We start from the raw sequence: 25,308 nt of genomic DNA, 5'->3' as shown, positions 1-25,308 counted from the left end.
AACGTATGAAAGGCAGCGTTGCAGATTGACGTTGCCAAGGACGCAATAGCCTACTGCACAGAGACACGCGTGGTCTCGAATCTCGCGATGCGATTCAAAGCAGACGGCTTGCGGGTGCGTCATTTGCGCATCGTATTACGCACGCGCGTTGGCCTCCGCACGCAGATGCGCAGGCTACACGGTGAGACGTTGCGCCGACCCAACAACATGCCCATCCACTACGCTCAGCAGTGCCGGCGATTCAACTCACCACCGTCACGCGCCGCCATACCCGGCAATGGTTGTTGGCCGGCAACGCGACATCGTCGATCAACTGCAACCCCACCGATGCCGCCAAGGCATCCACCGCTTCGGCATCGCGAATACCCGAGGCAGGGTCGCGCTCGCGCAGCATGGCATCGAAGGCGCGATTGCTGTCGCTGGTGAATTGCCCATTGCGGTTGAACGGCCCGTAGATCGCCAGCACCGCATCGGGCGCCATCACCGCCGGCAGGCCGGCAAACAAGGCCTGCACCTGCGGCCAGCCCATGATGTGCAAGGTATTGGCGCTGTAGATCGCATCGAAGCCGTGCTGGCCGCCAACCAGCACCGGCAGGCTGGGCGGCGGTGCGAGCCCGGGCGTGGGCGTGGGCACGGCCTGTAGTGCAATCGGTGGCGGCGTGTTCGGCAGTGCCGCCTCGTCCAGCCATTGCCGCATGCCGGCAAGATGCTCGAGATGATCGCTGGCCTGCCACTGCAACCACGGCATCGCCGCAGCGAAATGCACTGCGTGTTGTCCGGTGCCCGCACCGATTTCCAGCACCTGCTGCCGGTCGGCAAAATGCGTGCGCAGTACCTCGAGAATCGGGTCGCGGTTGCGCGCGGACGCTGGCGAAAACGGTTTGGGCATCATCGGCATCTGCCGTGGTTGTGGCGATTGTCGCGCGCAGGAATCGCTCGGCGGCAACCGTTCGGTGAACAGGATGCCGCTGCCCTTCGCCCGCACTGCGTTGCGAGCGTCATCCATGGCTGCGCACCCACTGCACGATGACCTCGCAGCTATCCTGACCTTCGCATGCAGCGGTACGCATCACCGCGGCGGCAAGGCCTCATACGCACGCCGCACCGCTTCTTCGCCGAAGCGACGCTCCAGCCGACGCACGATGAAATGTCCGCGCGCCATCGCCTGGAAGTGGCGCATGAACACGGTATTGAGCGTGGCGCCGCTGACCGCGCCGACCAGCGGCACCGCCTGTACGGCGAGTTTTTCGCCCACGTTGACCGAAAACTTCGCCGCGATGCGCGAGACCAGCGAGACCAGCGCCGGTGCACCCTTGCTGGCGAAGCCGTGCGCGGCCACGTAGCTGGCCGCGGCGCTCAATTGCTGCGCCATCGCCGCACGCACTGCGAAGTAGCCGGATTCGGCGCCGTCGTCGCTGGCACTGCGGCCGCCATGCGCCAGCACTTCCAGGCACGCCAGCGCGGTTTCCGGGTCGTGCAGCGATTCGCCTTCGGCACGGGCGATATCGGCGATGGAGCGCAGCATCACCGTCGTGGTCACCGGCAGCTCCACCATCAAGCCCGGCAGGCCGAAGAACCCGCCTGCGCCGCCGGAAACCGCCACCGCCAACGTATGCCGCGTCGTGGATGCCGGTTGCTGCGCATCGGTCTTGCCGCGCAGGCTCAGCAACGCCGATTTCATCGCCACCTGCAGCGCGCGACGGGTCACGCCGTCGATGCTGCGGGTCACCACCTTGGGAAGCCGTTTGGTGATCAGGCTCTCGATCGGCGCGCCCAGCGCATTGGCCAGTTGCGCTGCCACGCCGGGGTTTTCCAGCAATGCGTGGGCCGTGGCCAGATCGCGCTGCGCGGCAGCGTCCATCACCGGTATCGGAAGCGTTGTCATGCCTGCTCATCATGGTTGGGACCTGGCCGATGGTACCCAGCGCGATGTGAGTGCCGCACAAGCGAACTGGACCCTGTTGGGCCCGCAGCGCAATTGGCTGTTAAAATGCGGAAATCATCGGCGTCCAAGCAGCGAATGCTCACCAGATGAATTGCGAGATCCGCCACAGCATCGTCATTGCCGCCGCGCCGGAAGTGGTCTGCGCTGCGTTGTCCGAGCCCAGGCAGCTTGCGCGTTGGTGGACCCGCGAAGTGAGCCTGGCCGACGATCTGGTGCGCCTGGACTGGAGCCGGCAGGGCTGGCGCGTGGAACTGAGTATCGATGAAGGCGCCGATCACCAACTGGTGTGCTGGCGCTGCCACGACTCCAACATGCTCGACACCGATGCCTGGAAAGGCACGGTGATGCGCTTTGAACTGCGCTCCATCAGCCAGGGCACGCAGGTGGATTTCGTGCAGTCCGGCTACCGCGATTCGCCGTGCAAGGAGGCCTGCGCGCGGGGCTGGCGTTTCTTTCTCGGCAGCAGCCTCAAACGCTATGTGGAAACCGGCGAAGGCGCGCCGTCGGCCGATATGCACATGCCCGAGTTGCCAGCGCAGAACCCGCACACCCCGCGCTAAAGGCGGCAGCGGCGAGCCGCAGCATCGGTCAACGCGCTGCCTCGATCACGGGCAACAGCGTGCCGACCTGAAACTTGGCGAAGTTTCAATCCATCCTGTGCGTGTCGAACAAGAACAGCCAACAAAGCTGCTGCGCAGATTGCCAACGGTCGCTGGCGACGGTGTGTTAGCCCTCATCGCGTCATCTTCGCCCATTTCGGCCTTCGCCCCGCCTTCAAGTTGGCAGCGATGCGCAGCGCCATCGCCGGCATCGCGTCTTGCGTTATGTCACCGGTTGCTGCAACAGCACGATATGCGCCTGTGGCGCGGATGCATGTCGTGCGGAAAAGCTGACAACTCACGCCGTGCGCGGTTGGCCCATCGAGGCTGCGGTGGTGACGGGCAACTGCGCATCCACCGTCACCGGGCTGTCGGCCTGCAGCAGGGCGCGCGCTTCGGCATCGCTGGCCACCGCCGGCGGCGAGCCGCGTAGCGGCAATCCTGCGGTTTCGCGCACGAACAGCATGGTCAACAAGCCGATCGCCGCTGCGCCCATCAGGTAGTAGGCCGGCACCAGCGGGTCGCCGGTGCGCTCCACCAGCCAGGCAGTGACCAACGGCGTGGTGCCGCCAAACAACGACACCGAAACGTTGAAGGCAATCGACAACGCGCTGTAGCGCACCGGCGTGTAGAACAGCGCCGGCAAGGTGGACGGCATCGAGCTGGTGAAGCACACCAGGGCCAGGCCAAGCAGCATCAGTCCGGCGAAGATCAGCCCATCGTTGCCGCTGCCGACCAGCAACAGGCACGGGATCGCCAACGCAAACAGTGCGATGCAGGCACCGATGATCATCGGCCGCCGGCCCAGTTTGTCGCTGAACATGCCACCGACGATGTTGAGCGGCATCATCACCAGCATCACCAGGATGATCAGCAACAAGCCCTTGCTCTCGGCGTAACCCATCGTGACGCTGAGGTAGCTGGGCATGTAGGTCAGCAGCATGTAGTCGGTGACGTTGAACACCAGTACCAGGCCCACGCACTTGAGCAGTTGCGGCCAATGCAGGCGCAGCAGCGTGGTCAGGCCCTGCGCGGCGGTCTGCCGCTCGCGCTGTTCGGATTGTTCGGTATGGGCGCGAAATGCCGGGGTCTCCTCCAGCTTCATGCGCATGTACAGGCCCAGCAGCCCCAACGGCCCGGCGATCAGGAACGGCACGCGCCAGCCCCAATCGAGCATCTGCGCCGGAGTCACGCTCATGTGCAAGGCGGTCACGGTGGCGGCGCCGGCGATGTAGCCACCCAGCGTGCCGAACTCCAGCCAGCTGCCCATCAGGCCGCGATTGCGGTCGGTGGCGTATTCGGCAATGAAGGTGGCCGCGCCACCGTATTCGCCGCCGGTGGAAAATCCCTGCAGCACGCGCGCCAGCAACAGCAGTGCAGGCGCCCACAGGCCAATGCGCTGGTAGGCCGGAATCAGTCCGATACTGAAGGTGCCCAGCGCCATCAGGATCATCGTGGCGGCCAGGACTTTCTGGCGCCCGTAGCGGTCGCCGAGCGGTCCGAAGACCATGCCGCCGATCGGCCGCACCAGAAAGGCCACGGTGAAGGTGGCGAAGGTCGCGATCAATTGTGCGGTAGGGTTGCTTGCCGGGAAGAACACCTGGCCCAGCGTCACCGCCAGATAGCCGTACACGCCGAAGTCGAACCACTCCATCGCATTGCCGAGCGCCGCAGCGCCGACGGCCCTGCGCAGCATGCTGCGGTCCACCACGGTGACCTCATCCAGTTGCAGCTGGCGGCGGCGTTTGAACCAGCCAAAGTGCGAACGCATCGCGCGGGCATCGTGCATCTATGGTCTCCGTAAATTGCGCCCGGGATATCTCGCCGGGCGCAGGCCGTCGCTACCCGCTCGCCCTGGCAACGCACAGGACACGGCACATCACGCAAGCGCATTGCACTGGATGACACCGGAGGCATTCCCGGACGGCCGCGTGGATTCAACGGCGCTGCGGGACAGACGACCAAGGGATGGGCATTGCCCAAGGGCTTGATCAGCGCGCTATGGTACTACAGCCGGTCGATTGATGCAGGCGCGACGGCGCCAGGCGCGGAAAACGCCTTGTTTCTGGCCGATTCGTCTGTACTGGTGCGCGATGCGCACGTGCCCGTTCGCTCTACGCATCCGCTGCGACGGTGTCGCGCGCGCTCTGCACTGCGTAGCACCTGAAGCAGCACGACGCATCGGATGCTCGCTTGTTACAGCGAATAGGAAAACTGCTGCGCCTGCGTCAGGCCCAACTGTCGTGAGCCATTCTCAGCGCCGTGCAAGCGCATCTCGGGGCGATACGATGCTGCGCGCAATCAGGCTGCATCCAGCACCGATAACAGGTCTTGCAGATCCTCACGCGTTTGCGGTCTGACTGCACGCGCCAATTCCTGCCCATCGCGCAGCAGGATGATGGTGGGCCATAATGTGACGCGAAAGGAGCGGCCTAGCGGCCGCCCTTTTCCATCTTCAATCTTGCGGTAATCGATCGCGTCGTATCCGCCCAACAGCTTTTGCAACAGCGGCTGCGCGGCAATGCAATGGCCGCACCAGTCGGTACCGAATTCCAGGACCTGCAAACCGGCCTGTGCCTCCACCGCGCTGCGTTCCGGTGCCTGGGCGGCGTACTCGCGAACAAACCCCATCGTCTGGATGCTCCGCTTGATTACGACAAGGCGCGCTGGATATCTTCCAGCGGCAGGTTGGTTAGATCCTTGGCCAGGTCGCCCACCAGGCGCTGCTGGGTTTCCTTGTGCAGCAGCGGGCGCACGCGGCCCAGCGTGGTGGGGTCGGCCACCAGCACCAGATGCGTGTATTCGTGCTTCAAGGCGCCATCGTTCAAGGCGTGCGAGAGTTGCTTGGCGAATGTCATTTCGTCCAGGTCTGTTTCGGTGAGATCTTGCGGCGCCTTGCCGGCCGGGCCGTCGTCATCGACGTTCTGCACGTCGGTGCGCGCGTGCTGGCGCAGCACGACCTTGCCTTCGTTGCCGGTATTGGTGAACCAGCGGGCTTCGCCGCCGTCGGCCACCACTACCAAGGCGCCCTGAGGAATTTGCAGACTCATCCGGTTTCTCCTGGTCGATGTCGACGCTGCAAGTGCAGCGCCAGTCGGCCTCAACCTAGGTGAGAAGATGTAAGGATTGCGCCTAGCCGGTGTCAGCAGCGCGTTAGTGCTGCGCGTCGAAACTGCGGCGACGGCAGCTCCAGATGCTCGCTGAAAAAACGCGCGATGACGCGTAGCGCCTGCTGGCTTTCCGGAAGCGTGTCGGAAATGGAAGGCATGCCGCAGCCGGTCCGCACCCGCGCGACGGCGAGCGCAGGTGTTGTTTTTTTGCTTGGCGTCCTGTCGGCAACGCGGCGTCATCCCGTGCGCTACGTCCGGCAGTGTCCGAGCGAGGGACGTCACGCCCTCGCCTGAGCCAGTGCATCGCCGTACACCGGGCACTGCATCAGCCCAGATAGGGGCGCTCGCTGGCAAACAACAACTGCTGCGCGCCACGCCGCCATGCATCCGGGCAGCGCTGGCCCAGCAGTACCGCCGCCATGGTGTACGCCAGGCCGCGGCCGACCAGGCTCACGCCGCCCAATGCCGCTTCGGCCTGCTGTTGGCTGCTACCGGCCTGTACCGCGTCGAAGAACCGCGCGATGTAGGCGCCATCTTCGCCGGTGCCTTGCAGAGTTGCCGCGCGCAACGCATCCGTTTGCCAGCCCTCGCGCGCGGCCAGTGCCCAGGCGCTTGGTGCAGTGATGGCGTCGAGCCCGGCGCGCTCAGGTAGCACGCGTGCCTGCTGCAGCAATGCGGCGCTGGCGCCACGGGACGCGGCCGCGAGCCGGACGATGCGCGCCTGCACGTCGGCATCGGCGGCCGCGTCTGTCACTGCCGTGTCCAGTTGCCCGTGGGCCAGGGCGTAATAGCTGTGGTACGGCGTGCCCTGGGTGCGCTCGCCGCCCTCCAGTGCCACGATCGATGCCAGCGATGGCGACCGCTGCGCCATGCCCGGCAGGTCCGTCGCCAGGCCGCGGTAGCGCTGTACACGGGCCAGCAGCGGCAGCACGTCATCGGCCAGTGCCGGCGCGCGCGCTGCCTGTTCGTACAGCGCCTGGGCTTGCGGCAGATGCAGCTGACCGACCTGCACGGCCGCTGCAGCGCGCTGCAGCCAAGGGTCGTTCGGCCAGCGCGCCTGTGCGGCGACAAACGCCTGGTCGCGCTCGGGCGTATCGCTGCGGCAGCGGATCGCCGCGTACTGCAACGCAGGCGCATCCGGATGCGCCTGCGCAGCGGCGGTCTGCCGGCCGCACACCTGCGCCCGTTGCTCGGGCGTGGCGATGTCCTGCTGCATGCGCAGCGCCGCCACATCTTGCGGGTTGCGCTGCAGGCGCTCGGCCAGAAGCGCAGGCACGGTGTGTGGCGCGGCGCGGCGCAATTGTTCCATCCACTGCTCCAGATACGCCGAGCCCGCATCGTCCCAGCGTGCGTGCGCGGTGACCAGCGCCAGATCGCGCTCCGGGCCCAGCTCGCCCAACAGCTCGTGTGGCGAACGCCCGGACACGGCCGTCAGCACGTCGCGGTAGTGGCCGCCCTTGCCGCTGACCTTCTGCGGCGGCTCGCTGAAGATGTCCTGCGCCTGGGTGCGTTCCCAGCGTGTAGTGCTCAGGCTGCGCGTGGTGTCTTCGCTGGCCGAGCCGTAGCTGGCGCGCCAGTTCAGCAGCAGCGCGGCACCGGCCACGTTGTAGGCGAACTGGCCGCCGTGGCCGCCACTGGGCGCATCGAAACGTTCGATCGCCGCGCCGTTGGCCGTGCGGGTTTGGACATGGTGGGTCGAGCGCTCCGACAGACGAAACACATGCCGGCCGTTGGCGGGGATGGTGGCGGCCTGCCCGTCGATGGCCACCGTCACGGTCTGCTGCAAACCGTTGTAGGCGACCACTTCGGCCATGCCCACCACACCGCCGGCCCACAACACGCCAGCCACGATCGCTGCGGCCACCGCCACCCGCGCCACCGACGGAAACACGCCATCGGCGGCCAGAAAGCGCTGCCACAGGTTCTGCCGCAGATCGCGCTGGCGCACCTCGCCCGGCAGGCGGATTGGGTAATCGGCTGGCGCTGCCGGGGGCGTGTCGTCGGTTGGCAAGGTGTCGCCGTTGCGCAGGCGCTCGGCCACGGCGTTTTCTGCACGCAGCAACTCTTCCAGGCTGGCATCGCGCAGCGTGCCCAATGCGTCCAGGGTGACCTGCACCCAGCTACCGGCCGCCTTCATCCAGGCGTTGATGTTGTTGTCGTCGGCCTCGACCAGACCGAATTCCGGCAGGCACTGCGACCACTGCGGCTTGCCCAGGGCGTGCGCCAACGGCGCGTTCAACTGCACCTGCCCGGCCTGCGCGTACACCTGACGCAACGCGCGTTGCACCTGATTGCAGGCCGCCACCAGCTGGCGCAATTCCTTGGCCGAGACGCGGCCATCGGCAATCACGGCGTGGAAGGTCTGCAGGTACAGCAGGTTGGCGTCTTCCAGATCGGCGATGGTGTGGTCGGTGTAATGCAGCACCGCCAGGTAGCCGCGCAGCAGCGCCGGCCAGCCGCCGCCGATGCGGTTGGCAGCCGCCAGATGCACGCTGCGGCAACGCTGATCGTGGCCGCTGACGCGCGCACGCAGCACCCGCAGCTCGTCGTCCAGGTCGGCGATCACCGCCGGCAGCTGCGTGCGCGACAACGTGGTGCCCTTCCAGGTCACCACCCCGCCAGCGGCGCGCAGCCCGCCATCCAACAAGCCTTGCAAGGTGGCGCGTTGGCGCTCGCGCTCGCGCAGCTGTTCGATCGCCTGGCCATCGTCGGGCAGGTACAGGCCGTCCAATGCCTGCAGCAGATCGCCCGACGGCAGCGGTGTGGCATACAGCTCGTCCAGGGTGCGCGCCGTGCGCGTACACGAACGCCCGAGGTACAGCCCTTGGTAGCGCCGCGACAACGACAGGGCGGCGAATTCGCGTTCCAACTGCTCCAGCGAAACGGCAGTGTCCACACAGGTGGGCGCTTCGCCGTTGAACATGCCCAGCGACACGCGCTCGCGCAGGGCCTGCGCGTCATGCAGCAACTCCATCGCCGGGCGCGCATCGATGGCGCAGGCGATGTAGCGGCGTTTGAGATTCTCTTCGCGCGCGGCACTGGGCGGATGCGTGGCCCACATCTGCGAGGGCTGGGCGATTTCGCTATGAAACAGCCGGTGCATCGGCGCTGCCTCGGTCGGTACCGCCGGCACTGCCCCATGGCCGGGGTCGTTCAATACCACGCGCATGTGTTCGATGATGCGCGACTGGATGGCGAACAGATCCTTGACCGGGCGGTCCTGAGCGAATTCGCGCGCGGCAAAGCGCAGCGCGCGCTGGAAGCCATCATCGGCCGCTTCCAGCTTGTGTAGTGCATGCACCAGCGCATCGCTGCCGGTGAGCGATGCGGCCACCAGGTCGGCCTGATACTCCATCTCGCGCGAGAGTGCGCGTTGCGCCAGCACCACGCCGCGAAAGGCGATTTCGACCAGCGAGCGGATCGACCACACGATCAACGACAGCCCCCAGCCGATCCACGCCACGCGCAGGTCGATGCGCGACAGCGTGGCCAGCACGCGATCCAGTGCATCGCGCTTGCCCACGATGTGCGCGGCGATCTGCTGGGCGATATACACCCAACGGCCAACCGCCATGGTGCGCTGGGCGAAATGCCCGAATTCGTGGGCCAGCACCGCCTTCAATTCGCCCAGATTGAGCACATTGACCAGGCCCAGCCCGATATCCAGATTCTTGCGCGAGGGCAGCAGCAGATTGATCAGCGACAGGTCGTAGAACACCCCGGCGTTGACCTGCGCAGACAGATAGACCTTGTGCGGGCGCGGTGCCCCGGCATCGTCGGCCAGCCGGTACAGGAAGGCGAACAGCGCCGGCTGCTCGGCGGGGGTGAGTTCCAGCGCGCGGGTGTCGCGTTCGGCGCGCTTGTTGAACACCAGCGCCTTGGCCATGAACACCGCCAGAAACGCCGCGCCGGCGGCCACCACCCAAAGCCAGAACGCTTGCTCGCCGCCGGAACCCTGCAGCAAGCCGGCGACCAGCCGGTAGGCAGTCCAGCCGAACCACACCAGCAAGCCCAGGTACACGGCGATGAAACCGCCCAGGCCGAACATGGCCAGCCAGGCGTTGCGACGATAGTTGCTGCTGGGCGCAGTGAGCTGTTCCGGCACCACGGCCGGGCCTTGCGGATAGAGCGATTCCATTCGTGTCCCCTGATGAGTGGCCGGGCGCCACGCAGTCGTTCGGCATCCCGGCCGTGCGATTCGATCCGCCGGGCGCGCTGTCCCCTCGCCCCGGCAGCGCAGAAAATAGCCGAGCGCGGCGACAAAATCCATGTGGCCTGCGCGGCGCAGCACATGCCCGCCGCACGATCGCCTCAGCGCTGCTGTAACGCAGTCATGCCCGCGTGGCGGCGCGCTCGGCCTGTACCTGCTGCACCGCCTGCATGGCCGAGCGGGTCAATGGCGCGGGCAAGGCATCGAGTGCGAACCAGCCCATGTCCAGCAGCACCTGCGGTTCGCGCAGCACCGCCTGTTCCGGGCCCTGGATGCTGGCCAGATACACCGGTGCCACCCAATGCTGCGGCGGGTCCATGTCCGGCTCGAAGTGGCTGACCACGCAGAGCACGCGCTGCGGATGCACCTGCAGGCCGGTTTCTTCGAGCACTTCGCGCACCACCGTGGCTTCCACGGTTTCCATCCAGTCCACCTTGCCGCCGGGCAGCCCCCAATGGCCTTGCTCGGGCGCCCGCCCGCGCAGCACCAGCAGCAAGCGGCCGTCGGCCCGCTGAAGGAAGGCGCCACAGCCAACGCGCGGGCGTAACTCGGAAGACATCGGCATCAGCAACTCTCGCAGACTCTGGCGCATCAGTGTCCTAGATGTGGCGGCTGCGGGGAATGCTGGCCGGCATGTTCGATCGCCCCGCGCCTGGGCACTGAGGAGCGCCCCCCAGGAAGCACCGGCTGCGGCGCGCAGAGACGGAAGGCATGCGCCCTATCGCGTTATGGCAGCGCTGGTGCCCGATGACACCGCCTTATCACCGCATTGGCGAGGATGGCCTCCTTACGCGCCATGCTGGCGCGCGGCTGTTGGAGAGGTCCATGTCGCGAATTCTCGTCATCGGCGGCCACGGCAAGGTGGCGCGCCTGCTCACGCCGCTGTTGGTGCAGGGCGGGCATCAGGTCACTGCGTTGTTCCGTAACCCCGCACACGAAGACGATGTGATTGCCGATGGCGCCACGCCGGTGGTATTGGACACCGAACGCGCGCAGACCGACGCCATCGCCGCGCAACTGGCCGGTCACGATGCGGTGGTGTGGTCGGCCGGGGCGGGCGGCGGCGATGCAGCGCGCACCTATGCGGTGGATCGCGATGCGGCCATTCGCGCCATGCACGCAGCCGAGCAGGCACGCGTGCGTCGCTATGTGATGGTGTCCTATCTCGGCGCCGGGCTGGAACACGGTATCGGGCCAGACGATGCGTTCTTCGCCTATGCGCAGGCCAAGGCCGCTGCCGATGCGCACCTGCGCAGTACCACGCTGGACTGGACCGTGCTCGGCCCTGGCCGGCTCACGCTGGACCCGCCCTCGGGCCGCATCACCCGCGACCCGGGCAGCGATGCCGACGGCGGCGTCTCGCGTGCCAACGTGGCGCGGGTGATCGCCGCCGCACTGGCAACGCCGGGCAGCATCGGCAAAACGATGGGCTTCATCGACGGACAGACTCCCATTGCGCAGGCGCTGTCGCAGCTGGAATGAACGCAACACCCCGCGCGATCCGCACTGCACGCGGCAATTGGCTCCGGCTAACGAATTCCTAAAGCCGGCGCCCGCATAGTCGCCAGCGCAGCCCATTGTGGAGGTCGCTTATGTCCACGTTCGTCAGCCCGCGCCGCGCCGGGATCCTGCCGCCGTATCTGCTCGAACACGTGGCGCAGGCCGCGCCCGCACACGCGCGCCAGTGCGCGCTGCTGTCGCGGCAGATCACCGCGCAGCTACGGCAGCAGCGCGCGCTGGGCTTGCTGGCACGCGCCGATGCGCCGGCGGCAGACGCCAAGGCGCAGCAGACCGCCCAGGCGGTGCAGCGGCGCATCTACGATGCCCAGCAAGGCACCACCCTGCCTGGCACCCTGGCGCGTGACGAAGGTGCCCCCGCGACCCAGGACGTGGCGGTGACCGAAGCCTACGACTACCTGGGCGCCACCCACGATTTCTTCCAGACCGTGTACGGGCGCGATTCGATCGACGCGGCGGGCATGCCGCTGATCGGCACCGTGCATTACGAGCGCGGCTACGACAACGCGTTCTGGAACGGCGAGCAGATGGTGTTCGGCGATGGCGACGGCGAGGTGTTCAACCGCTTCACCATCGCCATCGATGTGGTCGGGCACGAGCTCACCCACGGCGTCACCGAGCGCACCGCCAACCTGATCTATCAAGGCCAGTCCGGCGCCTTGAATGAATCGATTTCGGACGTGTTCGGCGTGCTGATCAAGCAATACACGCTGGGCCAGAGCGCCGACCAGGCCGACTGGATCATCGGCGCCGGCTTGCTGATGCCCGGCATCCAGGGCGTGGGCCTGCGCTCGATGCAGGCGCCCGGCAGCGCGTACGATGACCCGGCCCTGGGCAAGGATCCGCAGCCGGCGACCATGGCCGGCTATGTCGACACGCAAGAGGACGATGGCGGCGTGCACTACAACTCCGGCATTCCCAACCACGCGTTCTATCGCGCCGCCGTCGCGATCGGTGGGGCGGCGTGGGAGAAGACCGGGCGCATCTGGTATCGCGCGCTCACCGGTGGCGAGCTGGCCGCCAGCGCGGACTTCGCCACGTTCGCCGACCTGACCGCCAGCGTGGCCAGCGCCGACTACGGCGCCAACAGCAGCGAAGCTGTGGCCCTCCGGCAAGCCTGGCGCGACGTGGGCGTGCTCGCATGAGCCCACAACGGCCACCAGTGGAAACGGGCGTGACCTTGCGGCTGGCGCGCGAAGGCGGGGTGGCGGCGTTTCCGGCCATGCGCCGCGAGCGCCAGTTGGCGATGGATGCGCTGGACGATGCGCAGCGGGTGCGGCTGCGCAGCGTGCTGGATCAGTGCATGGCGCACGCGCTGCCGGCGCCGCAGGCCGGCGGTGGCGATCGCCGCTATTTCAGCATCGTCTGGGATGGCGCCAGCGAGCCGCTGCGCATCCCCGAAGAACATGCACCTGCGGAAATCGTGCAGCTGTGGAAGCAGGGCACGCTGTAGCGCAGGCCGCCACCGCTGCGCATGCAGGCATTGTGCTGCGCTGACTCGCGCGCAACGCACGGCAGGCGCCCAGTCGCGCAAACGAAGACACCGCGCAATGCGCGGTGCCTGTCGGTCAGCGAAGATGGTCCAACTGCGGATGCCTGCACCCTTTAAGCTGCCTAGATGCTCTAAGGCTGCACAGCTGGTGACGCATGGTGGCGTGCACCGCGTTAGCGCCACGTGCAGCGCAGCGGTCAGTCTGAAGACACGCCCCTCATTGCTGCAGCGCACCGCCACCGGCGCATGGCACGGCGCGCCTAGTGCTCCGGATTGGCTTCCACCAGATGCGCCAACAGCATCAACGAATCCTGCCAACCCAGGTAGCAGGCATGCAGCGGAATCTGTTCGGGAATGCCTTCCTGCACCACGTGCAGATCGGCACCGCACGGCAGCGTATGCAACTGCACCTTGGTGACCATGGTGCCAGGCAGCGAGGGGTCGTCGAACGCATCGTCGTAGCGCAACAGCACGTTGGGTTGCAGCTCGCGGTAGGTGCCGCCGAACGCGTGCCGCTCGCCATTGGCGAAATTGGTGAACGCCATGCGGAAGGTGCCGCCAACATGCGCATGCAAATGCTCCACGGTGCAGGTGAAGCCATTGGGCGGCAGCCACTTTGCCACCGCATCGGCCTGAAGGAAGGCGCGATAGATCCGCTCGGGGCTGGCACGTATGACGCGGTGGAGCGTGACGGTGGACATGGGCACTCGCTTGGGCAGAGAACGTCTCTGCATGCTAGCGACCAACCCGCCATTGCACATCATCGACATGCCATGGCCCGCGTGCGCATGGTCATGTCCGGGCGGCGGCGGCTTCGGCGAGGGATGTCTGGTTGGTGCCTGCTGTACGCAACCCATTGCGTGAACCCGCGACGACGCGACGTTGGTTTTGCTGCGTGCGCGTACGGGCTTGCCCGTCACGCCGTCGCAGTGCCTAGCAACGCTCGCATTGCCGCCGCGACCGGCTTCGCGGATAGTCGTCGCACTGATCAGACGATTTTTCCATGATGCTCGTGACTGTGTTGCTGCTCGCCGCCGGACTGCTAGGTGCCGTTGTGCTCGCCGGAGGTCTTTGGTGGTTGCTGGCGCGACGCCGCGATGCCAAGGCCGATGACATCGCGCCGACGTCGGCCGGCAATGCGCCCACAGCGCACCCGCCGATCGCACCGGCACCATCACCCGCCGCGCCGCTGCGGCAACCTGTCCCGCCGCCCGCTGCGCAGACGTTGCAGATCGAACCGCCGCCGATGCGCCCGCTGTTGCGGCGCATGTATGCGGCCGTGATGGCCACCCCATCGCTGGCCGAGGGCACGCTGCCCGCCGACCCCGCCCAGGCCGAGGTGCTGGCCGCCGTCGCCGCCGCGCTCGAACATGTCGACCTGCGCCCGCAATTGCTGCCGCGTCGCCCGCACCTGTTGCCGCAGCTGATGCGTGCGGTGAACGACCCCGATGCCTCCGGCCGCGGCATCGCCGCAATCATCGCGCAGGACCCCGCATTGGCGGCCAACCTGCTGCGCATCGCCAACAGCGCACTGTACCGCCCGCAAGGCGGTCCGCTGGAAAGCCTGGAGCGCGCGGTGGTGCATATCGGCACCGAAGGCGTGCGCCAGATCGTCGCCGCGGCCGTCATGCAGCCGGTGCTGAGCCTGGATGGCGGGCTGTATTCGCGGCTGCCCGCCGCCGTGTGGGATTACGCCTTGCGCACCGCCGCCGCCGCCGCCGCCTATCTGCGCGAACGCGGCGGCGACACCTTGTCCGGTCAACTCGCCGGCCTGTTGCAGGGCCTGGGTGCGGTGGTGATCCTGCGCGTCTTGCGCGACACCTATGCCGAACGTCCCGCCGTGCCCTACAACCTGGAAGTGGCCGCCGCCCTGGTCGAACGCCACACCGCCACCGTGGCCAAAACCATTGCCAACGCCTGGGAACTGCCGCCACCGCTCGGCACCGCGCTGGACGAACAGCGCCCCGAACACGACGCCAGCTTGCTCGCCACCCCGCTCGGCCTGGCATTGCGCTACGGCCGCCTCGCCGCCGCCCTGGCCATGCTCGCCCGCCATGGCGCCGAGCACGAAGACCACGCCCTCGGCATCCTGGCCACCCTGGAGCCGGACAGCGAGGCCAACGCCGCACTGTGGCAACGGCTGGTGGCTGCAAGCGTGGAGTGAGTTGCGCTGAGGCAACGGCCATTGCTTACCACAGCATCCAGCGTCAAGCAGCCAATGACCATGTCCACTGCGTGCGCTTGAAGATTCGGCTTAGCCAGGCCCTGCTGGTTGCATGCGGCTGGCGCGAATGCAGTAACGCAACTAGTGCATTCGCAAGCGCACATCATGCTCACGCCGTCACGCACAGACTGGCCGGGTTCCCCAAACGACGAGAGACATCCCATGGATAAGAACCGTATCGACGGCGCCGCCAAGCAGGTCAAGGGCTCGGTCAAGGAAGCCATCGGCCGTGTCACTGGCGACAAGAGCACCGAATTGGAAGGCGCCGCTGAAAAGAACGTCGGCAAGGTGCAGCGCAAGGCCGGCGAAGTCGCCGATGACGTGCGCGATGCTGTCAAATCGACCAAGTAAGTCGGTTGCATGATCGGTAGGCGGATGCCTGCCGTGCTGTGAACCGCATCAGGACTATGCGTCGCGTACATCGCACGCAGTGATGTAGCGTAAGCAGCGCTCGATCACCAACGCCCCGACTTGGTCGGGGCGTTGGCGTTTTGGCACACGGCGCTGACGCGGTATCGCGCGTATGGGACAGCAGGCTGGCGTGCATACCGAACCGGGTCTGCAGGTGGGTATGCATATTGGCGAGCGTCTTGCCAGCACCGGGACTATGGGGCCACTCACTAATGGCAGCGCCTGGCATGACGGCTGCGAGACGGAAGGCAACCATCTCATCACCCGCGGCCGCAGCTTCGCTGCCTCACGCCAGCTGCTACACGGTGCAGCACGCGGCAATGCGAACCGCACCAATGCAGCAGCCTGGGCGAAGGCTTCCGCATTGCAGGAGACATCGGCACCTTCACCACAAGCCTATGTACCGATGCCGATGCAGGATTCGTGGCGGCGCTGGAAGCGGCGCAGCGGCATGAGCGCGACAGGCATGCCGTCGAGGCGACGCGATGAGTGGTGACGTCGGCTGCTTTGAAGGGCATGAGTTAGAGCAAGCGATACCGTTTGGAGGCCACGCCTTTCGAAGAATCTGCTTGTTGACAACAAGAGTTAGTATCCCTAACTTCACCAGCATCTGAAAGACATCGGAGCTGTGGTTGATGGAAGACCAGCAGAGAGGAACGCGTAGTGTTCCCGCAGGGTGACGTGGCTGCTCAAGATCATCGCGACTTCGACCCGGGCCGATGACGTTATGTCAGGACGGATTCGAGATGGTGTGCGTGCACCGATCTGCCGCTGAGTCACGTGCTCAGTGGAGCAGCGATGATATGAGTCGAATCCTTTGCGGGTAAGTGATCCCGCGACCTGCCTTGCTCAAGTACGATGACCTGCCTACGTGTACGGATCGCGTATGAGACCCACCAAGGTTGCAATGTTCTCAGTTGCCGTCCTCTGCGTAACTTCGCTATGTGCATGCGCACATACACTTGATAAACCTACTTCGCCACTTCCAAAAGAGCCGCGTGCAATGACGACGCCTGATACTTTAATGGTCAACCCTACGCTCAGCGCTGTTGAGATTGGCGAAAGATTTCTGAAACTGCTGGGCGGGTTGGACTCCAGGAAAGATCTGACAGTCGATCGGGTCCGCGAAGTCACTGGCATTTCTCTGAAGAAATTTTCCTTCCCCTCTGAGGGTCTTGAGTCGTATATCCACGGCTAAGCGCTTAGTAACGGCTGGAGCTACTTATTGGAGCTTACTCCCGAATCTCGTGCTCTCAAGCAGGGCATTGGCTTGTCTTTTGTCAACGAAGATAAAGGATCTTCAAGTCTCCAAAGTAACTGCGTCGATTTTGAGGAATACAAAAGTTCGCTTATTGAGTTGGGATTTGTGGATTCGCCCGTGCATGGTGAGATCGGCCAACTACAAAGCTTGCGGTTTGCTAAGTTCGCGAAAGACGTAAGCGGAAACGATATTGTGATTTCGCTCGTTCCTCAAAATGAAGTGCCTGGTTATCCCGGCAGGCTATGTGTCAAATCAATTGGAACATTGAACTAACCAAGGACGGAAGCTGATGGCAACGCCTAGCCCGCAACTCGAAGCAGCTCTCGCCAGCTTTTCTACATATGAATTCACACATTGTATGCTGCGTCTGTCACCCCTTAGGATCTGCTAATGCGCTTCCCCCGAGCAGCCCTGCTCTTCCTAACCGCACTCTGCGCACCTGCACTAAGTGCTTGTGCCCATGGACCACTGAAGCCGCTTCCGAAGGAGCACGCTGACATGACTTTGCCAGAGGCTGTCACCGGCGACAAAATTACGCTTAGCGCTGAAGAAATAGGCAATCGGTTCTTGAAACTGATCGAGGGGCTAGACTCCCGTGATGACCTGAATCCCGAACGTATCCGGGAAGTGATGGGGATCACTCTTAAGAAACCAGATCCAGCAGAGCTGTCAGTGGCGTACTGGAGCATCGATCTGCAAGATGGGTGGCGCTATGCATTTACCTATGTTCCGGAATCGCCCTCGCTTTTAAAAGGCGTGGACTTGACTTTTCAAAACGATAAAGACGATTGGTCTAATATGTCTGCTGTCTGCGGGCTTGATTTTGATCATTATGACAAGGCACTTGAAGCAATGGGCTTTAATGCCTCACCTACTTACGGACCGATTGGTCAGCTTGAGGATTGGCGTTACACAAAATTTGCAAAAGATGGAGTTGGGGGGGATATCGCTATTTCCGTTGTCCCGAGGAACATTGTGGTCCGTGAGCCTGGTCGACTTTGCGTCAAATCTATCGGTACGTTGAACTAATCAACAAGGAACGAAAGATGGCAGCCGTCAGCCCCCAACTCGAAGCAGCGCTTGCCCGTTTTTCAACTGATCCAAGTGTGACGCGGGATCAAGCACAGCAACTGCGCACGGCAATTATCTCCAACACAACGCTTTTCAAAGAGTTCGAGAAAGAGGCTAAACAAGGGCATTTGCAGGGATTTTCCTTACAGTCATCAGCCAATAGAGCCCCAAATTTGGTGGGCAGTTACGACATGCAAAGCGGAGTTATCACGCTCCCGACGGCAAGCTTTCAGCCAGCAGGCACAACTCCTAGTAGTGATTTAAAGGCTACGCTGCAAGTCCAACATATGACTCTGGGGTTTGCTCGGAGCACGTATCAAGATGCGGCTAGAGTCAGTCATCCTGTGACGCAGGATATGGTGGACAACTTGCAGTCCACGCTAAACAAATCACCGTTCCTTGCTGATCAGCTTAAGAAAGCGGCAACCACCGTCGATCCTTCGGATCCATCAAGTCCGAAACGTGCACAACTTGAGAGCTTTGGATTTGTTGGACCGGGTGTCTCCGCCGGCGGGACCTATGATGGCAACAACAGGGTTATGAATTTGCCGCCGATTGGCTTACAGACAGCATCTGCCAGCAACCCTCAGGGCAGATTCTCTGAGAAAGATATGGTGTTCGTACTTGGGCATGAAATTCAACACAGCTTTAATCATGCGGATAAAACAAAAGCTACCGCCAACTTTCTGAATGATGTAAGGAGTCAGGCAGTCGCCAAGACTCCTGTGCACGACTACACCAACGAGCTGCGTTCGTATATCCAGTCGGGACGCGAGGACGAAGCGAAAGCAGAAATCGCGGGTTGGAATGCGTTACTCAGCCACGAAAGACAGTCTAATCCGACTGCCAATGGCCTTGATCTCATGTTAAACACCAAGAATGCGAGGACGCTAGATTTCGTGCACAGGGATCCGCTTACCACTAAGGCAGTGGCAAACCCTGGCCTCGGCTTCAATCAGGACGGGAGTCTTGCCCAAACGCCCAGCAATATTGCGGCAATGGGTCAAAACTACTTCGACCGTCCATCTCCCCTCTACGCGCAGCCAGGCCAGCGCCCGGTAGGCCCCGGCGAGCACCGCAATCAAGCCGGCCAGCTGCAGCCCACTGCGGATTACACCAATTACTATGGCACCTGGGCTGTAGAGCAGATCCTGCAGGCCGAAGATCGCGCGAACGTGATGTATCAAGGTGCCCGGCCGCAAGTGACCATCGATATGGCAGCGCTGGGGCTCAAAGAACATTTGATCGAGAACGAAGGGCTGGACCGAGGCGTCAACAAGTCACCGTTTCCGTATCAGGACACAAGTACCCGGCCGCCCACGCTGCATCATTTCGACCATACCCAGGATGGAAGCGTGAATCCCGCGCACGACCATACCTATGTTCCGGTTGTGCCCAGTGCGCCTGCTGCAACGGGCTCGCTCGGGCCGGACGATCCTGCGCACCCGGATCACCGCATGCTGGAGCAGATTCGCAGTGGTGTCCGCAAGATCGACGAGAGTGTGGGCAAGCCGTACGACGACATGAGCGAGCGCGTCAGCCGTAGCCTGCTGGCCGTGTGCAAAGACAACCGCGAGGCCTACCCGGCTGCGGGGGATCGCTCGCTGGCAGACAATGCGTTGAGCCGCGTGGACCATGTTGTGATGGGCAAGACCGGCAACATGTTTGCGGTAGAAGGGCGGCTGGATGACCCAGCGCACAGGCGGGTGCACGTGGAGATCGACCAGGCAATCCGCACCCCGGTGGAACAGTCGGACCAGAAACTCCTGGCGGCCAACCAAGCCATTGCGCAGGAAAGGGCGCTGACGCAGCAGCAAGAGGTGGCGCGTGGAATGAACGAGCCTAACCAGGGCAGCCTGTCCCGCTAGATCGCACGCTTGCGGAGCACCACGACGCCATCAGAGCCCGATGGCGGTCTGCGTTGCATCACCTCACACCGCTTGATACACGCCAAACCCGCAGTACGCATATGCTAGTTGCGCACCGGCGCAGGGCGAGCGCTGTAACTTGACCCTAGCCACCACCGCCCGCACACTCCCGCTCGGAGCCTAGAAACTCCACACAGACAGCGGCACCCACCTCCGAGAATTTGGTGGGTTTTTTGTGCCTGGCCGAAAGGCCTGGCACGGCTCGGCGTTCTTGCGCCGGGAGGGCGGCGAATACAACACCCGCAAGGGGAATAAGCCCGCCGGCTGTCTGCGGTTTCTAGCCTCCCGGCATCCCGCTGCGTTGTGCAGCGGGAGCCAGCCCATGGCAAGGAGAGCGGCATGCACGACGAACCCGGCTACTGGATGTCCGAAGGCACGCAATACCACCTGCTACGCGTACGCGACCAACTGCGTCTGCTGGCCACCTTGGCCACACCGCGCACCCGCGAGGAAGGCGCCATGGGCATGCCGGCCATTCCCCTGCAGCAGTGGGCGCATTGCCTGCAGCACTTGGCTGAGCAGGTGGATGATGTGCTGGGGGATTTGGGCACCGCCCGGTAACGCACTTTCTTCGATGCAAGCAAGGCGCCATGTGATCGAGCACGCAAGCTCGCACCGTCAAGCGACCTGATCCACACGCGCATGCAGCGCGTGGGCTAGGATCGGTGCATACAGGGGGAACACCATGGACAGGATCACCACCATCGCGCGATGCCTCGTGCTGGCAACGTCAGTGCTGTGTGGCGCGGCATACGTGCAGCCGGCGCATGCACAAGGCATGCGCTCGGCCACCGGCACGGCAACAAGCAAGTACATTGCGCCAACGCAACAGCCGTATAACTCGATGGCGCACGACACCACGCCCTTCAACTGCGAGCAATACCGCACGCACCCGCATCCGGGCATGGTGCGTTACTGCCAAGGCGTCGAGAACATGATGCTGCGCAATGAAGCGCAACGTCAGGGGCGCCCTGCCCCATCGGACTCCGTCATCACATTGCCGGGTCTTGGCACTGCAGAAGCCAAGCAGCTGGGTTATGCATGCGTGGGCGGGCAAGCGATGAAGCGGCTGCGCAATGGATGGGAGCAGGTGGCGGCTGCTGCGGGTGGGTGGCAGCGGTGTTTGGGTGGGTAAGTAAACCTGACCCTGAGGTTTCCCCACATTTCTTCCTGCGAGATCAAGCGCTTGGTGGGCCAGGCGGTGGAAGAAGGTGCGCGCATGGGGCACGCTTCAAGGTGATTAAGCCAGAGAAGAGTGCCGACCATGCGCGCCAGCGAAGTATTGCAGAAGTGCCTGTCTAACTCACTCTCCGGGATGCATGCGTTACGCCAACGTACCTTGCTGGGCGCGGTTGAAGCGCTAGTGCACGGGGGCCGACTGACGCTGATCGACATCGCACGCGCGTGGCCTGGCGCGACGCGGGTACGTGCGCCCCTCAAGGCATGCGACCGCCTGCTGTGCAATCGCACGTTGCAGGCCGAGCGATCCATGATCGAGCGGGACATGGCGCATTGGCTGTTGCGCGGCGACCAGCCGGTGATCGTCATCGACTGGAGCGATTTGAAGCCGGACAAGTCATGGTGTCTGCTGCGCGCAGCCGTGCCGATCGGTGGACGCACACTCACCTTGCTGGACATGGTGGTTGCCGGGAAACAGCAGGGATCGCCCGGCGCGGAAAAACGCTTCTTGCAACAGCTCAGGCGAATGATTCCAGACGATGTGCGTCCGATCCTGGTCACGGACGCCGGATTCCGCACGCCATGGTTTCGCGCGGTGTCGGCGATGGGCTGGGATTGGGTCGGGCGTCTTCGCGGACGCACGCAGGTCAAACCGCAAGACGTGCCCGATGATGCAGCGCAATGGATCGATAGCCGACGCCTGCATGCATTGGCGTCCAACCGTGCATGCGAATTGCCACCGATGCAGGCCAATCGCAGTGATCCACTCGATTGCCGTCTGGTGCTCTATGCCAAGACACGTCTGGGACGTCAGCAACGCAACCGCCGCTCGCCAGCGAAGGTCTCGCGTGCATCCTCCAGCTTGAAAGCAGCGGCGCGTGAACGCGAGCCGTGGTTGATCGTTGCCTCCCCACAGTTACAAGCACCCAGCGCGAAACACTTGGTCAATCTGTACGCACGAAGGATGCAGATCGAGCTGGCATTTCGTGATCTGAAGTCGCATCGCTACGGTCAGGCGATGGAAGACAGCCTGACCCGTCGCGGCGAGCGGTTGCAGATCCTGTTGTTGCTCAACACACTGGCCACCTTTGCCAGTTGGCTGGCAGGACTGGGATGCGAAGCCACCGGTATCGCCCAGTGGCTATCGCCACGCAGCAGTACACGCAAGCTCTACTCGACACTGCGTGTCGGCCGCCAGGCGCTGGCCAGGCGCTGGCCGATGGAACCTGTCTCACGCTGGCTAGAACGCTTACGTACACTGCCCGAAGCAGTGCGTGAGCAGATGACGCTGGTGCTTTAAAAACGTGGGGATACCTAAGAACCTGACCCCTTTATGTCACAAACATGGAAATTAAAATGTTGAAGAAGAAAAATCCGGCCCCTAAAGAAGAGAAAACATCTTCCGACGCGAGGAAGGAATTAATATCGTCTATTGATGCCATAGCTCGTCGCGGTGGAATTAGTAGAGATAAGGCTATAACAGCCTGGTATGCAACGACGCTTCTTGGTATTGATGAGGATGAAGCAATTGTCTCTGCATCAGTGGATGGCGCCGAAGATGCGGGCTGCGATTTCATCTATATCGACCATGATCAAGAAATTGTTTATGTGCTTCAAGGTTACGTATCTGACCGCCCTGAGAGAAGTGCTAGTCAAAAGAAATGGAATGCATTAATTGCTTCAATTTCAAACATTCAAGATCCAATTTCATTTCAGCATTCGGGCAGGCATGACATCTTTGAACAACTTACAGAGATTGATCCGACAAACTACGCAAAGGTCTTCGGTTTGGTTACTCTTGCGGGAAAGTCCGATCAGATCGCGCGGCAGAGAGAAACTACAGAGCGGGCTAATACCTATGGAAAAGATGTATCATTTTTATATGAACATCAAGACACATTGTATGAGAAGCATCTTGTTGCCAAAGCAGCGGATCGAAACGTTCCGGAAGATGAAATAATCTTTAATAGTGATGTCGTACAAATCAGAGACGGATTTGGAAGTGCAGTAGTGGGCGCCGTCAAAGCTTCAGAGTTGGCTCGGTTACATACTAAGCACGGAAATCGTCTTTTTGAAGGGAATGTAAGACTTTTTATAGGCGAGCGAAAAGGAGGCATAAATGAAAAAATAATTGAAACCGCCAGCTCACGACCTGATACGCCCAGGGTTCCGTAGACACTCAAGACCCTCGTTGCGCGTAGCGCCGTTCAAACTCTACAGGGGACAGGTCGCCAGTTGAACCATGACGGCGTTGTGGGTTGTAGAACATCTCGATGTAGTCGAACACCTCGGCGCGTGCGGCGTCCTTGGTGGGGTAGATCCGCCGCCTGATCCGCTCGCGTTTGAGCAGACCAAAGAAGCTCTCCACCGGTGCGTTGTGCCCCAAGGGCAGGCTTCGCGCTCGTGGCAGTTGCCACGCCGACTCATGCTGCACACCAAGCCATGGGACGCCAGGAAACTGCGCCAGTCATCGCTGGTGTAGACAGACCCCTGGTCCGAATGAACCAGGCAACCAGCGCTGGGTTTGCGCCGCCACACCGCCGACAGCAAGGCCTGCACGACCAACTCGGTATCGGCTCGATCGCGCATCGCCCAGCCGACGACCTGCCTGGAAAACAGATCGATCACCACAGCCAGGTACATCCAGCCTTCATGCGTACGGATGAAGGTGAAGTCGCTCGCCCAGGCCGTGTCCGGCTCGGTCACGTCGAACTGTCGATCCAGCAGGTTGGCTGCCGCCTTGCACGGCGTTCCGCCATGGAAGCGCGGCTTGCGGCCATAGCCCACCTGGGCACGCAGTCCCTCGGTGCGCATCAATCGATGCACCCGATGGCGACTGCAACGCTCACCCAGATCGCGTAGATCCTTGGCAATCTTGCGATGCCCATAGACACTGCCGCTGGCCAACCAGTGGTGCTTGATCAGCCCCAGCAGGCGTTCGTCTTCCTTGGCGCGTTCACTGTCGGGCGACTTTAGCCACGCGTAGTATCCAGCCCGGTTCACCCGCAAAACCCGGCACATCGCGCACACCCTGAATTCTTCGCGGTGGACTTGCATGAAGAGGTACTTTGCCTTTACCCCTTGGCAAAGTACGCGGCGGCCTTTTTTAGGATGTCGCGCTCCTCCGTCACCCGGCGCAACTCGATCTTCAGCCGCCGGACTTCGGCGCTCTGGTCCGCCTCAGCGCGCTGTACTACGCCGGGCTTGCCGAACTTGCGCAGCCAAGCGTACAGGCTGTGCGTGGTGACACCCAGTCGCTCGGCGACCTCTGCCACCTTGAACCCACGATCGGTCACTTGCCGGACCGCCTCGATCTTGAACTCATCCGTATACCGCTTACTGCTCATGGACACCTCCGAATCAGCCATTTTCCATGGCCTTGAGATGTCTAGGAAATCCTGGGCGTATCAACCCGGCGATTTCTGGGCGCTTAATAATGGCATTACCATAGTCGCGAATAATTTCGAAGAAATAACTCCGAAAAAGTTTAAAATATTCCAGCTCTCGATTGTCAATGGCTGCCAATCAACAGTAAGTCTTTCAAGAGCGGTGCATCATGATAAGGGCGCTGAAAGATGCCAGATTCTTGTCCGCGTGGTCGGAGCGAAGAAAGCACTTCTTACTGATATTGTAAGATATAACAACACGCAAAATCCTGTAAAACTTTCTGCCGTCCGCTTGCTAGATCCGATACAAGAGGGACTGCGAACAGCTTTCTCGCGTATAGACATACAATATGCTCCTAAGCAAGAGGGTGCAAAGGCAACCAAGAGTCATAAAAGAATTGAACTAGATCGGATAGCCCAATATCTTGCATCTACTTCCGAGGACACCATACTTGAAGCCGTTACGAAAAAAGCTGAACTTTTCGACAGATCCTACAAGTCTATTTTCCCTCGAGGGCTACGTCCGGAAATTGTTTATCTTGCATGGATATTAGCCCACCATATTGAAGCTGAGCGCGCCAATTTACTTGAAGATACGAGCATAAGCGGAGATCCACAGATGAAAGCGATCCTCGGAATTTATGGCACGCCCTGGGGAATATTTGTTGCTTATAATTTGATAATAAAATTTGGATCGGATCTAAGCAAACTGACACTTGAAAAGATGGCAACGGAGGTTTTTTCCAACTCACTTCTAAAATATGCAAAGAAAGCCATGGAACTTTATTCCGAGATCGCAGTTAACATATTAACAACCTCTGATGAGGCACTCAATCTGAGAAATGAGCTAAGAACTAGGACTTTTTTAGAAAAAATTAAGAAGAATCTTGGCTTGCGTGTCGCCAAAGGCTCTGCTTGGCGTCTCCCAAAGCTCCACCAAGTTAGCTAAGTAGCAGCTACCTAAGGTGATGTGA

Annotated in this window: 24 protein-coding genes and 1 pseudogene; 15 read left to right on the top strand and 10 right to left on the bottom strand. The window is 62.4% G+C overall.

Going from position 1 to position 25,308, the window contains the following annotated elements; all coding sequences use genetic code 11:
- Nucleotides 1-241 precede the first annotated feature (241 nt).
- Both AMD14_RS01055 and AMD14_RS01050 read right to left on the bottom strand, forming a co-directional pair.
- Complete coding sequence (locus tag AMD14_RS01055; protein ID WP_040107717.1) at nucleotides 242-898, bottom strand: DUF938 domain-containing protein; 657 nt, start codon at nucleotides 896-898, stop codon at nucleotides 242-244.
- A 171-nt stretch (nucleotides 899-1,069) separates the two neighbouring features.
- Nucleotides 1,070-1,861, bottom strand: coding sequence for an EcsC family protein (locus AMD14_RS01050; protein WP_005930121.1), 792 nt, complete (start codon nucleotides 1,859-1,861; stop codon nucleotides 1,070-1,072).
- A gap of 170 nt (nucleotides 1,862-2,031) precedes the next feature.
- On the opposite strand from AMD14_RS01050, the gene AMD14_RS01045 reads away from it, so the two are divergent.
- Nucleotides 2,032-2,505, top strand: coding sequence for an SRPBCC family protein (locus AMD14_RS01045; RefSeq protein WP_015462712.1), 474 nt, complete (start codon nucleotides 2,032-2,034; stop codon nucleotides 2,503-2,505).
- Nucleotides 2,506-2,842: 337 nt separating this feature from the next.
- Here the strand turns inward: AMD14_RS01045 and proP are convergent, their stop codons facing one another.
- From proP to AMD14_RS01010, 6 genes are all read right to left on the bottom strand, one after another.
- The gene (proP, locus tag AMD14_RS01040) at nucleotides 2,843-4,333 is read right to left on the bottom strand and encodes a glycine betaine/L-proline transporter ProP (protein ID WP_015462711.1); all 1,491 of its coding nucleotides are present in this window, start codon (nucleotides 4,331-4,333) and stop codon (nucleotides 2,843-2,845) included.
- Nucleotides 4,334-4,845: 512 nt separating this feature from the next.
- Entirely contained in the window at nucleotides 4,846-5,175 is a 330-nt protein-coding gene (locus AMD14_RS01030) for a thioredoxin family protein (protein WP_011050096.1), read from the bottom strand.
- A gap of 20 nt (nucleotides 5,176-5,195) precedes the next feature.
- Nucleotides 5,196-5,594 carry a host attachment family protein gene (locus AMD14_RS01025; protein WP_011050095.1) on the bottom strand — a complete coding sequence of 133 codons (399 nt, stop codon included), beginning with the start codon at nucleotides 5,592-5,594 and terminating at the stop codon, nucleotides 5,196-5,198.
- 92 nt (nucleotides 5,595-5,686) lie between these two features.
- Nucleotides 5,687-5,812 carry a hypothetical protein gene (locus AMD14_RS25455; RefSeq protein WP_016848949.1) on the bottom strand — a complete coding sequence of 42 codons (126 nt, stop codon included), beginning with the start codon at nucleotides 5,810-5,812 and terminating at the stop codon, nucleotides 5,687-5,689.
- Between the two features lie 167 nt (nucleotides 5,813-5,979).
- Nucleotides 5,980-9,702 (bottom strand): M48 family metallopeptidase, encoded by a 3,723-nt coding sequence (locus AMD14_RS01015; protein ID WP_040107716.1) that lies wholly within the window; start codon nucleotides 9,700-9,702, stop codon nucleotides 5,980-5,982.
- Between the two features lie 283 nt (nucleotides 9,703-9,985).
- Nucleotides 9,986-10,456, bottom strand: a complete 471-nt coding sequence (locus AMD14_RS01010; protein ID WP_015471538.1) for an NUDIX domain-containing protein — start codon at nucleotides 10,454-10,456, stop codon at nucleotides 9,986-9,988.
- A gap of 233 nt (nucleotides 10,457-10,689) precedes the next feature.
- Here AMD14_RS01010 and AMD14_RS01005 point away from each other — a divergent pair, with 233 nt between their 5' ends.
- The 3 genes from AMD14_RS01005 (at nucleotide 10,690) to AMD14_RS00995 (ending at nucleotide 12,835) form a co-directional block, all read left to right on the top strand.
- A complete protein-coding gene (locus AMD14_RS01005; RefSeq protein WP_011050093.1) occupies nucleotides 10,690-11,346 on the top strand; it encodes an SDR family oxidoreductase in 657 nt (218 codons plus the stop codon).
- A 110-nt stretch (nucleotides 11,347-11,456) separates the two neighbouring features.
- Entirely contained in the window at nucleotides 11,457-12,527 is a 1,071-nt protein-coding gene (locus AMD14_RS01000) for a M4 family metallopeptidase (RefSeq protein WP_011050092.1), read from the top strand.
- A complete protein-coding gene (locus AMD14_RS00995; protein WP_005917446.1) occupies nucleotides 12,524-12,835 on the top strand; it encodes a protealysin inhibitor emfourin in 312 nt (103 codons plus the stop codon). Before AMD14_RS01000 ends, AMD14_RS00995 begins: the two co-directional genes overlap by 4 nt.
- Before the next feature lie 299 nt (nucleotides 12,836-13,134).
- Here the strand turns inward: AMD14_RS00995 and AMD14_RS00990 are convergent, their stop codons facing one another.
- Nucleotides 13,135-13,635 carry an SRPBCC family protein gene (locus tag AMD14_RS00990; RefSeq protein ID WP_043929551.1) on the bottom strand — a complete coding sequence of 167 codons (501 nt, stop codon included), beginning with the start codon at nucleotides 13,633-13,635 and terminating at the stop codon, nucleotides 13,135-13,137.
- 242 nt (nucleotides 13,636-13,877) lie between these two features.
- Here AMD14_RS00990 and AMD14_RS00985 point away from each other — a divergent pair, with 242 nt between their 5' ends.
- The 10 genes from AMD14_RS00985 to AMD14_RS22560 all read left to right on the top strand — a co-directional run bounded on the left by AMD14_RS00985 (nucleotide 13,878) and on the right by AMD14_RS22560 (nucleotide 23,123).
- Complete coding sequence (locus tag AMD14_RS00985; RefSeq protein ID WP_015462708.1) at nucleotides 13,878-15,038, top strand: HDOD domain-containing protein; 1,161 nt, start codon at nucleotides 13,878-13,880, stop codon at nucleotides 15,036-15,038.
- Between the two features lie 222 nt (nucleotides 15,039-15,260).
- Nucleotides 15,261-15,449 (top strand): CsbD family protein, encoded by a 189-nt coding sequence (locus AMD14_RS00980; RefSeq protein ID WP_011050089.1) that lies wholly within the window; start codon nucleotides 15,261-15,263, stop codon nucleotides 15,447-15,449.
- Between the two features lie 190 nt (nucleotides 15,450-15,639).
- A complete protein-coding gene (locus AMD14_RS00975; RefSeq protein ID WP_223293151.1) occupies nucleotides 15,640-16,005 on the top strand; it encodes a hypothetical protein in 366 nt (121 codons plus the stop codon).
- 729 nt (nucleotides 16,006-16,734) lie between these two features.
- Complete coding sequence (locus AMD14_RS22580) at nucleotides 16,735-17,043, top strand: hypothetical protein (protein WP_011050087.1); 309 nt, start codon at nucleotides 16,735-16,737, stop codon at nucleotides 17,041-17,043.
- A gap of 117 nt (nucleotides 17,044-17,160) precedes the next feature.
- Entirely contained in the window at nucleotides 17,161-17,799 is a 639-nt protein-coding gene (locus AMD14_RS00965) for a hypothetical protein (protein ID WP_015462706.1), read from the top strand.
- 77 nt (nucleotides 17,800-17,876) lie between these two features.
- Complete coding sequence (locus AMD14_RS24485) at nucleotides 17,877-19,709, top strand: XVIPCD domain-containing protein (protein WP_040259385.1); 1,833 nt, start codon at nucleotides 17,877-17,879, stop codon at nucleotides 19,707-19,709.
- Between the two features lie 399 nt (nucleotides 19,710-20,108).
- Nucleotides 20,109-20,330: an XAC0095 family protein gene (locus tag AMD14_RS00955; RefSeq protein WP_005921785.1), complete on the top strand. Its 222-nt coding sequence runs from the start codon at nucleotides 20,109-20,111 to the stop codon at nucleotides 20,328-20,330.
- Nucleotides 20,331-20,454: 124 nt separating this feature from the next.
- Entirely contained in the window at nucleotides 20,455-20,904 is a 450-nt protein-coding gene (locus tag AMD14_RS00950; protein ID WP_015471531.1) for a hypothetical protein, read from the top strand.
- A gap of 129 nt (nucleotides 20,905-21,033) precedes the next feature.
- A complete protein-coding gene (locus AMD14_RS00945; protein WP_011050083.1) occupies nucleotides 21,034-22,248 on the top strand; it encodes an IS4-like element ISXac1 family transposase in 1,215 nt (404 codons plus the stop codon).
- A gap of 56 nt (nucleotides 22,249-22,304) precedes the next feature.
- The gene (locus AMD14_RS22560; protein WP_234705908.1) at nucleotides 22,305-23,123 is read left to right on the top strand and encodes an O-GlcNAcase; all 819 of its coding nucleotides are present in this window, start codon (nucleotides 22,305-22,307) and stop codon (nucleotides 23,121-23,123) included.
- A 4-nt stretch (nucleotides 23,124-23,127) separates the two neighbouring features.
- On the opposite strand, the pseudogene AMD14_RS22555 reads toward AMD14_RS22560, so the two are convergent.
- A pseudogene (locus AMD14_RS22555) lies at nucleotides 23,128-24,295 on the bottom strand (IS3 family transposase).
- Between AMD14_RS22555 and AMD14_RS22550 the strand changes: the two are divergent.
- Nucleotides 24,294-25,283 carry an AIPR family protein gene (locus AMD14_RS22550; RefSeq protein WP_223293149.1) on the top strand — a complete coding sequence of 330 codons (990 nt, stop codon included), beginning with the start codon at nucleotides 24,294-24,296 and terminating at the stop codon, nucleotides 25,281-25,283. The pseudogene AMD14_RS22555 and the gene AMD14_RS22550 overlap by 2 nt on opposite strands.
- Nucleotides 25,284-25,308: the final 25 nt, after the last annotated feature.

This window comes from Xanthomonas citri pv. citri (genome assembly GCF_000961215.1).
Classification (GTDB): Bacteria; Pseudomonadota; Gammaproteobacteria; order Xanthomonadales; family Xanthomonadaceae; genus Xanthomonas; species Xanthomonas cissicola.
This window is presented reverse-complemented; position numbering and strand designations above follow the sequence as displayed.

Bases quoted from the DNA above. Each gene is read 5' to 3' on its own strand.
- AMD14_RS01045 (WP_015462712.1), top strand. From the start codon at position 2,032: ATGAATTGCGAGATCCGCCACAGCATCGTCATTGCCGCCGCGCCGGAA.
- AMD14_RS01005 (WP_011050093.1), top strand. From the start codon at position 10,690: ATGTCGCGAATTCTCGTCATCGGCGGCCACGGCAAGGTGGCGCGCCTG.
- AMD14_RS00990 (WP_043929551.1), bottom strand. From the start codon at position 13,635: ATGTGCAATGGCGGGTTGGTCGCTAGCATGCAGAGACGTTCTCTGCCC.
- AMD14_RS00985 (WP_015462708.1), top strand. From the start codon at position 13,878: ATGATGCTCGTGACTGTGTTGCTGCTCGCCGCCGGACTGCTAGGTGCC.
- AMD14_RS01030 (WP_011050096.1), bottom strand. From the start codon at position 5,175: ATGGGGTTTGTTCGCGAGTACGCCGCCCAGGCACCGGAACGCAGCGCG.
- AMD14_RS00980 (WP_011050089.1), top strand. From the start codon at position 15,261: ATGGATAAGAACCGTATCGACGGCGCCGCCAAGCAGGTCAAGGGCTCG.
- AMD14_RS01055 (WP_040107717.1), bottom strand. From the start codon at position 898: ATGCCGATGATGCCCAAACCGTTTTCGCCAGCGTCCGCGCGCAACCGC.
- AMD14_RS22550 (WP_223293149.1), top strand. From the start codon at position 24,294: ATGGACACCTCCGAATCAGCCATTTTCCATGGCCTTGAGATGTCTAGG.
- AMD14_RS00945 (WP_011050083.1), top strand. From the start codon at position 21,034: ATGCGCGCCAGCGAAGTATTGCAGAAGTGCCTGTCTAACTCACTCTCC.
- proP (WP_015462711.1), bottom strand. From the start codon at position 4,333: ATGCACGATGCCCGCGCGATGCGTTCGCACTTTGGCTGGTTCAAACGC.
- AMD14_RS00965 (WP_015462706.1), top strand. From the start codon at position 17,161: ATGCGCTTCCCCCGAGCAGCCCTGCTCTTCCTAACCGCACTCTGCGCA.
- AMD14_RS01010 (WP_015471538.1), bottom strand. From the start codon at position 10,456: ATGCGCCAGAGTCTGCGAGAGTTGCTGATGCCGATGTCTTCCGAGTTA.
- AMD14_RS01015 (WP_040107716.1), bottom strand. From the start codon at position 9,702: ATGTTCGGCCTGGGCGGTTTCATCGCCGTGTACCTGGGCTTGCTGGTG.
- AMD14_RS22560 (WP_234705908.1), top strand. From the start codon at position 22,305: ATGTTGAAGAAGAAAAATCCGGCCCCTAAAGAAGAGAAAACATCTTCC.
- AMD14_RS00955 (WP_005921785.1), top strand. From the start codon at position 20,109: ATGCACGACGAACCCGGCTACTGGATGTCCGAAGGCACGCAATACCAC.
- AMD14_RS01025 (WP_011050095.1), bottom strand. From the start codon at position 5,594: ATGAGTCTGCAAATTCCTCAGGGCGCCTTGGTAGTGGTGGCCGACGGC.
- AMD14_RS00995 (WP_005917446.1), top strand. From the start codon at position 12,524: ATGAGCCCACAACGGCCACCAGTGGAAACGGGCGTGACCTTGCGGCTG.
- AMD14_RS01000 (WP_011050092.1), top strand. From the start codon at position 11,457: ATGTCCACGTTCGTCAGCCCGCGCCGCGCCGGGATCCTGCCGCCGTAT.
- AMD14_RS01050 (WP_005930121.1), bottom strand. From the start codon at position 1,861: ATGGACGCTGCCGCGCAGCGCGATCTGGCCACGGCCCACGCATTGCTG.
- AMD14_RS25455 (WP_016848949.1), bottom strand. From the start codon at position 5,812: ATGCCTTCCATTTCCGACACGCTTCCGGAAAGCCAGCAGGCGCTACGC.
- AMD14_RS00950 (WP_015471531.1), top strand. From the start codon at position 20,455: ATGGACAGGATCACCACCATCGCGCGATGCCTCGTGCTGGCAACGTCA.